At 72.6% G+C, this 12792-nt stretch carries 11 protein-coding genes; 7 read left to right on the forward strand and 4 right to left on the reverse strand.

The genetic code is table 11. From position 1 onward, the window contains the following. Positions 1–49: 49 nt before the first annotated feature. Together ACFYOP_RS07040 and ACFYOP_RS07045 are read right to left on the reverse strand one after the other, a co-directional pair. The gene (locus ACFYOP_RS07040; RefSeq protein ID WP_356899235.1) at positions 50–919 is read right to left on the reverse strand and encodes a helix-turn-helix transcriptional regulator; all 870 of its coding nucleotides are present in this window, start codon (positions 917–919) and stop codon (positions 50–52) included. A 351-nt stretch (positions 920–1270) separates the two neighbouring features. Further along, entirely contained in the window at positions 1271–2008 is a 738-nt protein-coding gene (locus ACFYOP_RS07045) for a GPP34 family phosphoprotein (protein WP_356899234.1), read from the reverse strand. 221 nt (positions 2009–2229) lie between these two features. On the opposite strand from ACFYOP_RS07045, the gene ACFYOP_RS07050 reads away from it, so the two are divergent. The 5 genes from ACFYOP_RS07050 (at position 2230) to ACFYOP_RS07070 (ending at position 9913) form a co-directional block, all read left to right on the forward strand. After that, a complete protein-coding gene (locus ACFYOP_RS07050) occupies positions 2230–4668 on the forward strand; it encodes a serine hydrolase (RefSeq protein WP_356899233.1) in 2439 nt (812 codons plus the stop codon). Between the two features lie 165 nt (positions 4669–4833). Next, entirely contained in the window at positions 4834–6762 is a 1929-nt protein-coding gene (locus ACFYOP_RS07055; protein WP_356899232.1) for an MFS transporter, read from the forward strand. A 109-nt stretch (positions 6763–6871) separates the two neighbouring features. Beyond that, positions 6872–7807 (forward strand): adhesin, encoded by a 936-nt coding sequence (locus ACFYOP_RS07060; protein WP_356899231.1) that lies wholly within the window; start codon positions 6872–6874, stop codon positions 7805–7807. A gap of 133 nt (positions 7808–7940) precedes the next feature. Beyond that, positions 7941–8378, forward strand: coding sequence for a hypothetical protein (locus tag ACFYOP_RS07065; RefSeq protein ID WP_356899230.1), 438 nt, complete (start codon positions 7941–7943; stop codon positions 8376–8378). 338 nt (positions 8379–8716) lie between these two features. Then, positions 8717–9913 carry a GDSL-type esterase/lipase family protein gene (locus ACFYOP_RS07070; RefSeq protein WP_356899229.1) on the forward strand — a complete coding sequence of 399 codons (1197 nt, stop codon included), beginning with the start codon at positions 8717–8719 and terminating at the stop codon, positions 9911–9913. 99 nt (positions 9914–10012) lie between these two features. On the opposite strand, the gene ACFYOP_RS07075 is transcribed toward ACFYOP_RS07070, so the two are convergent. Further along, entirely contained in the window at positions 10013–10594 is a 582-nt protein-coding gene (locus ACFYOP_RS07075) for a TerD family protein (protein ID WP_264241890.1), read from the reverse strand. A 49-nt stretch (positions 10595–10643) separates the two neighbouring features. Beyond that, positions 10644–11219 (reverse strand): TerD family protein, encoded by a 576-nt coding sequence (locus tag ACFYOP_RS07080; RefSeq protein ID WP_356899248.1) that lies wholly within the window; start codon positions 11217–11219, stop codon positions 10644–10646. A gap of 188 nt (positions 11220–11407) precedes the next feature. On the opposite strand from ACFYOP_RS07080, the gene ACFYOP_RS07085 reads away from it, so the two are divergent. Next, positions 11408–11812, forward strand: a complete 405-nt coding sequence (locus tag ACFYOP_RS07085) for a BlaI/MecI/CopY family transcriptional regulator (RefSeq protein ID WP_356899228.1) — start codon at positions 11408–11410, stop codon at positions 11810–11812. Between the two features lie 4 nt (positions 11813–11816). Further along, positions 11817–12755: a M56 family metallopeptidase gene (locus ACFYOP_RS07090; protein WP_356899227.1), complete on the forward strand. Its 939-nt coding sequence runs from the start codon at positions 11817–11819 to the stop codon at positions 12753–12755. Positions 12756–12792 lie beyond the last annotated feature (37 nt).

Genomic DNA, 12792 nt, shown 5'->3' on the forward strand with positions numbered 1-12792 from the left:
CGACTCTTACGCCACACGGTGACTCTGGTGTATCTTCCCGCCCGCACCGTCAGGCCGGGTCTCCCTGGGCATACACCTTGGCGATATCGGCGATGAACTGGCGGGTCTGGTCCACGTTCAGCGCCTGGGCGCGCAGATGCTCGTACATGACGCTGTACTTCTGCACGTCGTTGGCCTTCTCCAGATACAGGTCGCTCGTCACGCCCTCGATGTAGACGACGCTCGAGTCGGACGCGTCGGGGAACTCGAGGATCGCGTACTGCCCGTTGATGCCCGGGTGCGCGCCCATCTCGAACGGCAGCACCTGCACGGTGACATGGGGCTGGTGCGACAGCTCCACCAGATGCTCGAGCTGCTCACGCATCAGCTGCTTGTCGCCCACCTGCCTGCGCAGCGCCGCCTCGTCGATGACCACCCACAGTCGCAGCGGATGGTCGGTGTCCCTGATCCGCTCCTGGCGGCGCAGCCGGACGCTGACGCGCTTCTCGATGTCGTTCGTCCCGCTCTCGGGCAGCGCTCCGGTGATCAGCGCCTCCGCGTACGGCCGCGTCTGCAGCAGGCCGGGGACGACCTGCGGCTCGTACACCCGCAGGCTGGCCGCGTCGGTCTCCAGCCCGATGTAGACGCTGTACGGGATGTCGCCGAAGGCGTGCCACCAGCCCTGCTGGCGGGAGTCCTTCGCCATCTGCATCAGCGAATCGACGATCCGGTGGTCCTCGACCTCGTACACCCCGCACAGATCGCGGACGTCGCGCTGGCTGATGGAGCGGCGGCCGTTTTCGAGGCGGCTGATCTTCGACTGGGAGACCAGCAGGCGGTCCGCCACCTCCTCGGCCGTCATGCCTTTCATCTCCCGGAGCCGGCGCAGCTCCTGCCCCAATCGGCGTCTCCTGACGGTGGGATTGACGTTGGACGCCACGGAAACTGCACCTCCGGCTGGGTAGCTGTGCGTATCTACTGCTGAGCAGATTGCCACCAATGGTGGTCGCCGCGCTGCCAAATGGCCACACACGCGAACGAGGCGCTGCGGTGGGTGTCGGCCCGCGCGGCTTCGGAGGCGGGTCCGTGAGCGCGGCCGGACGCGCGAACGCGCGGGGCGGCGTGTGCTGCCCCGCGCGTTCGTGTCGCGGCTCCCGGACCGGCCCGTAGGGGACGACGGTGCGGCGGTGGTGCGGTTGTGGTGCTCGCACGGCGGTGTCGCCGTGGTCCTGCGGCGGTGCGGTGCTGCTTCGGTGCGGTGGTGCGGTTCGTGCTGTCGCCGGTACCGCGCTCAGTGCGCGGCGACGCGTGCGGCCATGCTGCTGCTGCCGCGCCGCGGCTGCATCGGCACCGGACCCGGCTGGCGGCCGCCGGGGGCCGTCGGCTGGTTGCGGCGCGGCTGGGCGGCCGCACCGTTCTGGACGTCCATCACCGCGTGCGCGACGAGGCCGCCCATGGGGTCGTGTCTGATGAGGTCCCGCAGACGGGACCGCGAGGAACGCCCTTCGTTGCCCGGGTACAGGTGCTTGCCGAGTCCGACCGCGTGGGCCAGTGCGGCGAGCGCCGCGGTCCGCGGGTCCGGCGGTACACCGGTGCGGATCGCACTGTCCAGCCGGGCCCTGATGTCCCGGCTGATAGCCGTCTCCGTCGCCTGGTAGCGCGTCGTCGGCAGCACTCCGCACATCTGGCCCGCCACGGCATGCACCATGCCGCACCGCTCCAGATGCGAGAGGTAAATCTGGCGCAGCCCCAGTCGGGGCCCGCCGATCCAGTGGACGGCCCGGACCGGGCTGCCGCGTCGGCGCAGCAGTTCCAGTGCGGAGTCCAAGGTCGGATCTCCGGTCGGCCGTGGCATCACCACGGCGATACGATCCCCGTCTGGGGCTATCCGTCCTGCCAGAGCCAGCTCTACTAGCTGTGCCCCGGCCAGGCCGAGGTCGAGCGACTGCGGCTGCGCTGTGGTACCCGTTGCCGGGTCCAGAGCGAGCAGCAGAAGCTCCTCCGGAAGTGTTCTGCGGCTCCTGCCCATCCATGCCTCCCCGCGTGGATGAATGACAGGGTGACCCCTCTCACATTGGTCTGTCGAGAGCACCTGGGTGCTTTGTTAGGGAACCGATAGGTATGTCGTTCTCGTCTAGCACCGGAGCCAAGCGCTCACACAGGACACTGGTAGATGGTTCGGACACGATGGACCGGCGGCCTGCCGCCGGTTCGCGGCGTTCGTGAAGACATACGCATGGCGCGTGGCACATGACTCATGGAGGAGGCACGGTGGCGGGCGAGTCCCCCGACAAGTCGGAGCAGCGGAGGTCGTCGGGGGAGACGGCTCGGGAGGGGCGCGACCCGCGTCTCACGGTGTTCCGCCAGGCCGAGCACGAGTCCGGTTCCGGCCACGACACCTCCTCCGCGTCCTCGCCCTCGTCGGACGACGACGCCGCCCCTTCCGGCAATGACGCGCGTCTGCGCGCGGCGGTTGCGGCATGGGTGGCGACGGCGGACGACGACGCGCCGGGCGGGGAGTCCGCGGAGGGGTCCGCGCCGGACGCGGGAGACGCCGGGGACGCCGGGGAGCGCCGGCCCGACGGTGACGCCGACGCGGGCGACACGGGCGACACGGACGCCGCAGGCGCGGCCGACGGCTCCCACGACGACGCGGATGCCGGTGCGGACGTGACCCCGGAGCGCGGCGAGGCCGGTGCGGACGATGCCGACGACGCGGCCGACGGTCCTGAGGGCGCCCGGGACGGCTCCGCCGCCGCGGGCGACGCGGATGCCGACGCGGACGTCGAGCCGGAAGGCTCCGACGCCGACGCCCCCGACGACGCCGAGGAGTCCGCCCCCACGGCCATGAAGGGCGGCGCCAAGGCCCCCGACGGCCCGGCACCGGCCCCCGGCGCCGTACGGGGCGCGGAGAAGCCCACGCCCGCCCCTGCGCCTGCCCCTGCGCCCGCCGGCGAGCCGCCGTCCGACGAGCCGTCGGACGGCGACTCCAAGCCCGCAGCCGCCGACGACACCGCGGAAGAGGCCGAAGAAGGCCCCGCGGACGGCGACGCCCCCACCCCCGCGCCCGTCTCCTCGAGCGGTGCGGATGCAAAGAGCGAAGGCCGCGTCGATCAGCCGACGGCGGTGTTCAAGGCCCTGCGGCGGCCGCCCGTGGACCAGCCCACCACCGCTCTCAAGATGCCCTCGCTCCCCGCGAAGGACGAGCCGCAGCCGCGCCCGGAGCCCGAGGCGGACGCCGAGCGCACCAGCACCTTCGTGCCGCTGCGCCGGGACGACGTACGCCCCGCGCCGGCCATGACGGCCGGCCCGGCCGCGCCCGCGAGGGCACTGCCGGACGCGGTGGAGCCCGCCGCGTCCCTCGGCGAGGCCGAGCGGACGCGGCAGCAGCCGATGCCCCCGCTGCCGCCGCTCGACCTGCTCGCCGAGCTGACGAACACTCCGCCGCCGCCCGCGACGCCGGTCCGCACGGCCGTGCGGCGGGTCAAGATCTGGACGCCGCTGGCCCTGCTCGTGCTGATCGTCCTTGCTGTCGTACAGCTTGTGCGGCCGCTGCCCGAGCCGACGCTCGCGCTGACCGCCGAGGAGTCGTACACCTTCGAGGGCGGCGGGCTCAAGCTGCCGTGGCCCTCCGAGGGCCAGGGCGCGGTGGAGGTCGTCGGCGTCGGCAGCATGGGTACGTACGGGGCCCAGAAGCCCGCGCCCATCGCGAGCGTCGCCAAGACGATGACGGCGTACGTGATCCTCAGGGACCACCCGCTCACGGGCAAGCAGGTCGGCCCGAAGATCACCGTCGACAAGCAGGCCGAGGAGGAGTCGAAGGCGACGAGCGAGTCGACGGCTCCCATCAAGGAGGGGCAGCAGTTCACGGAGAGGCAGATGCTGCAGCTGCTGATGATCCCCTCGGGGAACAACGCGGCCCGTCTGCTGGCCCGCTGGGACGCCGGTTCCGAGGAGGCGTTCGTCAAGAAGATGAACGACGCCGCCAAGGACCTCGGCATGACGAACAGCACCTACACCGACCCGAGCGGTCTCAAGTCGAGCACCGTCTCCACCCCGCTGGACCAGATCAAGCTGGGCACGGCGGTCATGGAGAACGACGTGTTCCGGGAGATCGTGAACATGACGCAGGCGGAGATCCCGGGTATCGACGGAAAGATCCGCAACAACAACGACCGCGCCCTGCTGATGGACGGCGTCGGCGGCATCAAGACCGGCTCCTCCACCCCGGCCGGCGGCAATCTGCTCTGGTCCGCCAACGCCCTCGTGGACGGCGAGATCCGCCGCATCGTCGGGATAGTGATGGGCGCGCAGGACGCTCCCCAGCTCTGGCAGAAGCTGGAGAAGGCGATCGACTACAGCATCGCCCTGATCCCGCCGGCCCAGGAGGCCGTCTCCTCCACCACGGTCGTCAAGAAGGGCGACGTCGTCGGCCACGTCGACGACGGCCTCGGCGGCCGCACCGAGGTCGTCGCCACCAAGGACCTGAAGGCCGTCGGCTGGTCGGGCCTCGACGTGAAGATCGAGATCGCCCCGAACGGCAACGCGATCCCGCACTCCGCGAGGGCGGGCACGGTCGTCGGCCAGGTGTCCGTCGGTGAGGGCGCGGGCAAGGTCAGCGCGCCCGTCGCCCTGAAGCAGGACCTTGCCGAGCCGGGCATCGGGGCCAAGATCACCCGCATCGGCTGACCGGCGCGCGGGCGCCCCGGGAGGCCGGGACGCCCGCGTGCTAGCGTCCCGGGGCAACTCAGGTCGCCCCGACGGCGTCTTGCACATGAACAAGGGGGACGCGGACAGGCGCGGCCGGGCCGGGGGACGTCGGCGGACAGCAGAAACAGGACGGGGAGAGCCGCAGTGACCACCGCTGAGCCGAAACGGGCGGACGGCAGCAGCACCGACGCCGACGCCGGCAGTGTCGGCGTCAGTGGAACCGGCGGCACCGGCCCGCGCATCCTGCTCCCCGCGCAGCCGTCAGCACCGTCGCCGCCGTCCTCGCGGACGCCGCCCGCACCGAGGCCCTCGTCCACCCCCTCGCCGGACCGGCCGGCTGCCGCCCCCTCCCGGCTCACGGTCGTCCGCGACGGCCTCGCCCGCCACCCCGTCGCCCTCACGACGACCGTCGCCGCGCTCGTCCACCTGCTCTGGGTCTTCTTCTTCGCAAACAGCGGCGGGGACATCGCGGCCCAGGACGCCTGGGCCGAGTTCGTCGGCCGCCATCCCGACTCGGCGTACAACCTGGCCTGGTACGGCGGGATGCACCCCGTCTCGTACAGCGTCGTCTCCCCGTACGTGATGTCGCTCGTCGGCGTACGGACGACCATGATGCTCGCGGGCACGGTGTCGGCCGCCCTGACGGCGCTGATGCTGGTGCGGGTGCGGGCCGTGCGCAATCCGGTGGCCTGCTCGCTCGTCGGGGTCTTCGCGTTCCTGTGCAACGCGCTGTCCGGCCGGGTCACCTTCGGCCTCGGCATGATGTTCGCGCTCGGCGCGGTCGGCGCCGTCTTCTGCTGGCCGCACCACATGCGTCACAACCGCTGGGCGAAGGCGGCCGTGGCCGCGCCGCTCGCCGGGCTCGCCACCGCGGCCAGTCCGGTCGCCGGCCTGTTCCTCGGGGTGGTCGCCGCCGCGCTGTTCCTGAACGGCCGCCGCCCCGGCGCGTACGCGGTGGGTGTCACGCCGGTGCTGGTGGTGGCCCTGTCCGCCTGGCTGTTCCCGTTCTCCGGCACCCAGCCCATGTCGATCCTTTCGACGTCGCTCCCCTTCCTCTTCGGGGTCCTCGTCCTCCTCCTCGTACCGAAGGACTGGCGCACGGTGCGCACGGGCGCGGCGGTGTACGCGGTGGGCACGCTGCTGACCTGGGCGTTCGACTCGCAGATCGGGTCGAACGTGTCACGGCTGCCGATGCTCTTCGCCGGGGTGGTGCTGCTCGCCGCCCTGCCGTACACGGTGCCGCGCTCGCGCAAGTGGTACGCCGTCGTCCTCGCGGTCCTCGGCCTCAACGTCTGGATCGGCTACAAGGGCGTGGACGACATCGTCCGTACGGCCCCGACGGCGTCGTGGACCCGCGAACTCGCGCCGCTCGTCGACCGGCTCCAGCAGGTGGGCGCCGAGCGGGGCCGGGTCGAGGTCGTCCCGGCGAGCAGCCACCGCGAGGCGTCGGCGCTCGCGCCGTACGTCAACCTGGCCCGCGGCTGGAACCGGCAGGCCGACATGAAGCGCAACCCGATCTTCTACGACGAGGACACCCCCCTCACCTCGGCGAGCTACCACACCTGGCTGCACCGCTGGGCCGTCCACTACGTGGTGCTGCCGACGGGCGCGCCCGACTCCAGCGGAGCCCAGCAGGAGGCGGAGCTCGTACGGGCCGGCCAGCCCTATCTGACCCGCGTCTGGAGCGACGCCAACTGGCAGCTCTTCGCGGTGAAGAGCCCGACGCGGATGGCGGAGCCGCCGGCGACCGTGGACCACGCGGGCGCCGGGGAGATGACCATCCGGGTGCGGAACGCGGGCCGGGTGCTCATCCGCGTCCCGTACTCACCGTGGCTCAGCCTCGTCGACGCGGACGGCCAGGGCGTCGAGGGGCCGTACGAGACGCCGGAGTCGCAGGCGCGGGAGGACGGGCCGAAGGAGTACGTCAACCCCAACGGCTGTCTGCTGAAGGCGGCGGAGGACTCCCAGGGCGACGAGTGGACGGAGCTGCTCGCCCCGCGGCCGGGCACCTACCGGCTCGCCGCGCCGTACCAACTCCCGCGCGGAACACCGTGTCCTGACGAACTCCGTTAGATCGTTCACGCCTTACCCGGGTTAACCCCTATCTCGCCCCGCGCTGCTCGTGCATAGTGGACGCGCTCGGCATACTGATCGGTCGGTCCATTGGTGCAGGTGCGATTCCATGGCGTGCGAACTATGCGGTGACAAGCCCCGGCGCGGTGCCAACCGCCGTCCTGACAGCGCCGTCCGGCGTGGTCTCGGCCGCCTGCGCGACAGCACCGTCCGGCACGCCGGCACTCGACCACGGCCCCGTACGGCCTGCCCCCGGTGCGCGACGTCGGCCGGCCCTGCGGCGCGACGCCCGCGCGGCGGAACACTCCTGCCGGCCGGGACCGTCGCGGTCGCCGTACTGGCGCTGACCCTCACGGCCTGCGGACCGGGCGGCTCACAGACCTCCGGGTCGTCGGACGGCCCGTCCGACGGCATCGGCGGTCTCGGCGGTGTCCCCCAGCGCATCCAACCGGAGGACCCGCCCGGCGGTCCCTCCGCCTCCCCGGACCGCGCCAGGCCCAAGCCGCCGTCGACGACCGGGCCGCCGAGCGCCGCCCGCAGCCCCTCGTACTCGGCGTGGGCGGGCCCGGGTTGTGCGGGCGGCGGTCTGTACCGCGAGGACGGCCGCTTCGCCGACGGCGACGCCGGCTGGTACACCGTCGGCTCCGGCGGCCACCTCGGCGACGGCTGCGACGGCAGTTTCTCGGCGGTGCCGGTGTCCGGCGACCCTGCCGAGGACCGCGGCTCCACGGCCCTGTGGTCCTGGTACGTCGGCAGTGGCTACCCCACCTGCTCGGTCGCCGTCGTCGTTCCGGACAGCGGGCGCGACCGGGACGCGGCGGGCGAACCGACGACGTACCACGTCCTGTCGGACGTCGACGACCCGGACAGCGTGGTCAAGGTCTTCGAGGTCGACCAGACGCGGCTGCGGGGCAGCGGTGTGGTCGTCGAGAAGGTCCCCGTCCACGGCCAGCGGCTGACGGTCCAACTCGTGGACAGAGGCCGGGGCCAGGGCGCCGACGCACATCACGCGGCGGCCCAGATGCGGGCGGAGTGCCGGGCCTGAGGCGCGCGGCGGGTGGCGTGCGCGGTGCCCCGTGCAGCCCTGGTCGCCCCGGTGGCAGGGGACTTGCTGCATAGTGACCGTCATGGTTTGCGAGGGATGCAGACGCACGTCGTGTACGTGCGGTTCACACGCGGTGCCCACGGCCCTGACACCGGGCCGTCACCGGGCGCCGGCGCGCCCGAAGGCGCTGCTGATCGCAGGTGCCACCCTCGCGGCGGGCGCGCTGCTCACGGGCGCGGCCCTGCTGATCGGGGGCGACGGCGGTGACGCCGTGAGCGACCCGGCCGTCCCCGGGGCCGACCTCGAGGTCGGCGGTCGTCCCAACCTGATCACCCCGACGGACCTGGGGCCGGATCCGAGCACCGCCGCCCCGGCGTCCGCCCCCACGCCCGACCCGTCGCGCGCCGGCACCCCGCCGGCCCCGGCCCCTTCGCCGTCCGTGTCCGTCTCCGTGATGCCGGCCGCCCCGTCCGTCGCCATGAGCCCCCCCCCGTCCGAAGAGCCGGGGGAGCGCGACAACTGCCCCGGTGACCGTCATGGGGCGAACAACAACGGCCGCGGCTGCGGCTGACGCGTACGCGCCCCGGCCGTGTGATCCAGGTCACTGTTCACTCCGGTCATGACGCAGGCCCCACTGCATCCCGACCCCTGCTACTCCGGGTTACAGCCAGGTCCGCGGCGGATGACGAGTGGCCTGCCGCGATGGTCGAGAACCGGCCACGCTCCGTTTCCGCCGGGGCGTCAGCCGTGTGACGGAAAAGAGACCCGACGCTACCTAGCGGTAACAAGTTCCGGCGTGCCAAATTCCGCACACCACCGGCCAGTGGAATCCCCCACCCGTACGCCACACACCCTCATGAGCGCGACCGCGGGTCGTGCTCTTCCGTGGCTGACCGCAGGAGTTCCACCGTGTCCGGATTCCGCTCTCTCAGACCGACCTTTCCAGCCGCTCGCCGGCACCGGTGGCGGCGAGCCGCCATCGCCGCGCCGCTCGCCTTCGCCGCCCTCGTGACCAGCGGGGCCACGACGGCCCGGGCGGGCGAGGGGACCGGGCCGAGCGCGATCGTGGCGCTCGGCGACAGCTACATCTCCGGCGAGGCCGGGCGCTGGCGGGGCAACAGCCTCACCGACAGCGGCAGCAGGGACGGCACCGACCGTGCCTGGACCGGGACCGGTTACGACCCGGCCCGGGTGTACGGGACGACGGCGACGAACGGATGCCACCGGTCGGACTCCGCGGAAGTGCGCGGCGCCACCGGCACCACCGAGGCCCTGATCAACCTCGCCTGCTCCGGCGCGACCACACAGAACGTGTTCCGGGCGTCCAGCGGCGGCACGTCGTACAAGGGCGAGGCGCCGCAGGCCGACCAACTGGCCGCCGTCGCCGCCTCCCACGACGTCGAGGTGATCGCGCTGTCGATCGGCGGCAACGACCTCGGCTTCGCCGACATCATCACCTCCTGCGCGATGGACTACATCGTCTACTACTCGTACTGCCACGACGACCAGCAGGCCGTCGTCGACGCGAAGATCGACGGGGCGATGGCCAAGGTCGGCAGGGCCGTCGACGAGATCCGGGCCGTCATGTCCGGCGCGGGGTACTCGGCCTCCTCGTACCGCATCGTGCTCCAGTCGTACCCCTCGCCGATCCCCCGGGGCAGCGAGAACCGCTACCACCAGAGCGGCTGGTCACGGGTCAGCACCGGCGGATGCCCGTTCTGGGACCGGGACTCCGACTGGGCGCGCGACTCCCTCGTGCCCCAGCTCGCGAACCGGCTGAAGGCCGTGGCCGCGGCCAAGAACGCCCAGTTCCTGGACCTGCGGGACATGCTCCAGGGCCGTGAGATCTGCGCCAGGCCGAGCCGCCTGGTCACCGCTGCGCAACCCCCGTCGGCGGCGACCAGCGAATGGACCCGCTGGATCGACAGCGACGGCACCCAGGGCCCGGTCCAGGAGTCCGCCCACCCCAACTACTACGGCCAGCAGGCCCAGGCCCGCTGCCTGACCCTCGTCCACGCGAAGCCGACGGGCGACTACACCTGCCACAACACCCCGGGCACCGACACGTCCGGCATGCACCTGCAGCAACTCTCCACGACCCCCTGACGCCCGGGGCGGGCCGCGGTGGTGGCGGTCCTCCGTGCCGACGTGCGCGCCGTCCGGCCCGGCAGGGTGTCCTGCCGGGCCGGACGGGCGGTGGTGGGGTCAGAGGTGGGCGGCGATCGTCGGCATGAGGTCCTGGAAGGTGCGGCCGTCCGCCGGGCTGCCGATGGCTGCCATCTGCCAGCCGGTGCCGGCGCGGTGGACCTTGGCCATGATCTGGGCGGTGTAGCGGCCGCCGCCGGTGAGGGTGTAGCGGGCCAGCTCCTGGCCGTTGGTCTCGTCCAGGAGGCGGCAGAAGGCGCTCTCGACCTCGGCGAAGGTCTGGCCGGTGAACGAGTTCACCGTGAAGACGATCTGGTCGACGTGCAGCGGTACGCGCGCCAGGTCCACGAGGATCGACTCGTCGTCGCCGCCCTGGCCCGCGCCGCCGACCCGGTTGTCGCCGGTGTGGCGTACCGAGCCGTCGTCGCTGACCAGGTGCTGGAAGAAGACGACGTCCACCGGCTGCTTGTCGGCGAAGAGCACCGCCGAGGCGTCCAGGTCGATCTCGCGGGCGGTCATCCGCGCGAGGAACCCCTTACGGGGCGCGGACTTCCAGCCCAGCCCCATCCGTACGACGCTGAGCGCGCCGCCGTCGGACTTGCTCAGGCTGATCTGCTGGCCCTTGGACAGGTTCACGGACATGAGGTGCCTCTGTTCGCTTGCTTGTGTGTGGACGGCGCCGGGGCGGCGGTCAGACGTTGACGCCGAAGTCGGAGGCGATGCCCGCGAGCCCGGAGGCGTAACCCTGGCCGACGGCGCGGAACTTCCATTCCGCGCCGTTGCGGTAGAGCTCGCCGAAGACCATGGCGGTCTCGGTCGACGCGTCCTCCGAGAGGTCGTAGCGGGCGAGCTCGGCGCCGCCGGCCTGGTTCACGACGCGGATGAAGGCGTTGCGGACCTGCCCGAAGCTCTGCCCGCGGGCGGTGGCCTCGTGGATGGAGACCGGGAAGACGATCCTGGCGACGCCGGCCGGCACGGCGGCCAGGTTCACCTTGACGGACTCGTCGTCGCCCTCGCCCTCGCCGGTGAGGTTGTCGCCGGTGTGCTCGACCGACCCGTCGGGGCTCGTCAGGTTGTTGTAGAAGACGAAGTGCTGGTCGGAGAGGACCTTGCCGGTCTCGTTCAGCAGCAGCGCGCTCGCGTCGAGATCGAAGTCCGCGCCGGACGTCGTCCGTACGTCCCAGCCGAGGCCGACCACTACCGCGGTCAGTCCCGGCGCCTCCTTGCTCAGTGAAACGTTGCCGCCCTTGCCGAGGCTCACACCCATCTCGAATCCCTTCCCCACGACGCGTTCCCGGATCGCCGGCCCGCGACAGTCCCGACAAAAAATCTACATCAGTGTAGAACTGAAGGGGCCTTTCCGGGCCGGTCCGTGGCCGACGACGGCGTTCCCGCTCAGTACGATGAACCGCTCCGGCGCCAGGTGCGGGGCAGGAGGGACGGGAGGGACACGGCATGACGGGCCAGAACCAGGACAGCGGTCGGCAGCCGCCTCGCCGTCGGGGCCAGGGCGAGCTGGAGGGCCAGGTGCTGGCCGCGCTGCGTGACGCGCCGGGGCCGGTGAACACCGCATGGGTGCAGGAGCGGCTCGGCGGGGACCTCGCGTACACCACCGTCATCACCATCCTGACCCGGCTCCACGCGAAGGGCGCCGTCTCGCGCGAGCGCGCGGGACGGTCGTTCGCATGGACGCCGAACGCCGACGAGGCGGGACTCGCCGCGCTGCGGATGCGCCGGATGCTGGACGCCGAGGCGGACCGGGAAGCGGTCCTCGCGAGCTTCGTCACCGCGCTGCCCGCGGACGACGAGGAGCTGCTGCGGGCCCTGCTGGCGCAGGCGGCGGAGGAAGGGGAAGACTGACCGCATGGGGGTCTTCGTCTTCCTGCCACTCGTACTGCCCTTGAGCGCATGGCCGGTCGCGCGCCTGGCCGAGCACCATCTGCATCCGCGCGCCGCCACCTGGCTGCTGTCGGCGGTCGCCGGCGTGCTCGCCGTGTGCAGCACGCTGTGCCTGGCGCTGCTCGTCGTCGTCGGCACCGCGCAGCTGCCGGGCAACCCGCTCCCCGACGGCTGGTCCGACCCCGAGGTGCGGGAGGCGGTGCCGTACGACGAGGTCGCGGGCAGGGCGGCCATCCCGGCGCTGGCGGTCGTCCTCGCGTCGTGCTGCCGAGCCGCATGGCGCCACCACCGCGTACGGCACCGGGCGGCCCAGGCCCTCTCCGCGCTGCCGCCGCGGCCCGTGGCCGTACTGCCGGACCCCGCTCCGTACGCGTACGCGCTGCCCGGCACCCGCCGGGAAGGGGGCCGGGTCGTGGTCACGACCGGCATCCTCTCCCGTCTGAACGCGCCCGAGCGCCGGGCGCTGTTCGCGCACGAGCGCGCCCACCTCGCCGGCCGTCACCACCGCTACCTGCTGGCCGTGCAACTCGCCGCGCGGGCCAACCCGTTCCTGCGCCCACTGCGCACCGCCGTGACGTACACGGCCGAGCGGTGGGCGGACGAGGAGGCCGCCGCGGCGGTCGGCAGCCGGCGCGTCGTGGCCCGCGCGATCGGCAAGGCCGGTCTGGTCACGCGCGGCGCGCCCGTCGCGACGCTCGCGGGTTTCGCCGGCGTCGGACCCGTACCGCGCCGGGTGGCGGCCCTGCTGGGGCCGGCGCCCGCGGCGCGCGTGTGGCCGCCGCTGTCGACCACGGTCGGCCTCGCCGCCTGGGGCGCGGCGGCCGGTGCGACGGCCTCGGCGCTGTCGTCGGCGAACTCGGCCGTCACCTTGTTCTTCGTACTGAAGGCGGCCACCCCGCTCTGAACCGCCGGCCACGGGGCGGCGGGTCAGGCTGCTGCGG

Origin of the sequence: Streptomyces sp. NPDC006294 (assembly GCF_042870895.1) — a bacterium.
Classification (GTDB): domain Bacteria; phylum Actinomycetota; class Actinomycetes; order Streptomycetales; family Streptomycetaceae; genus Streptomyces.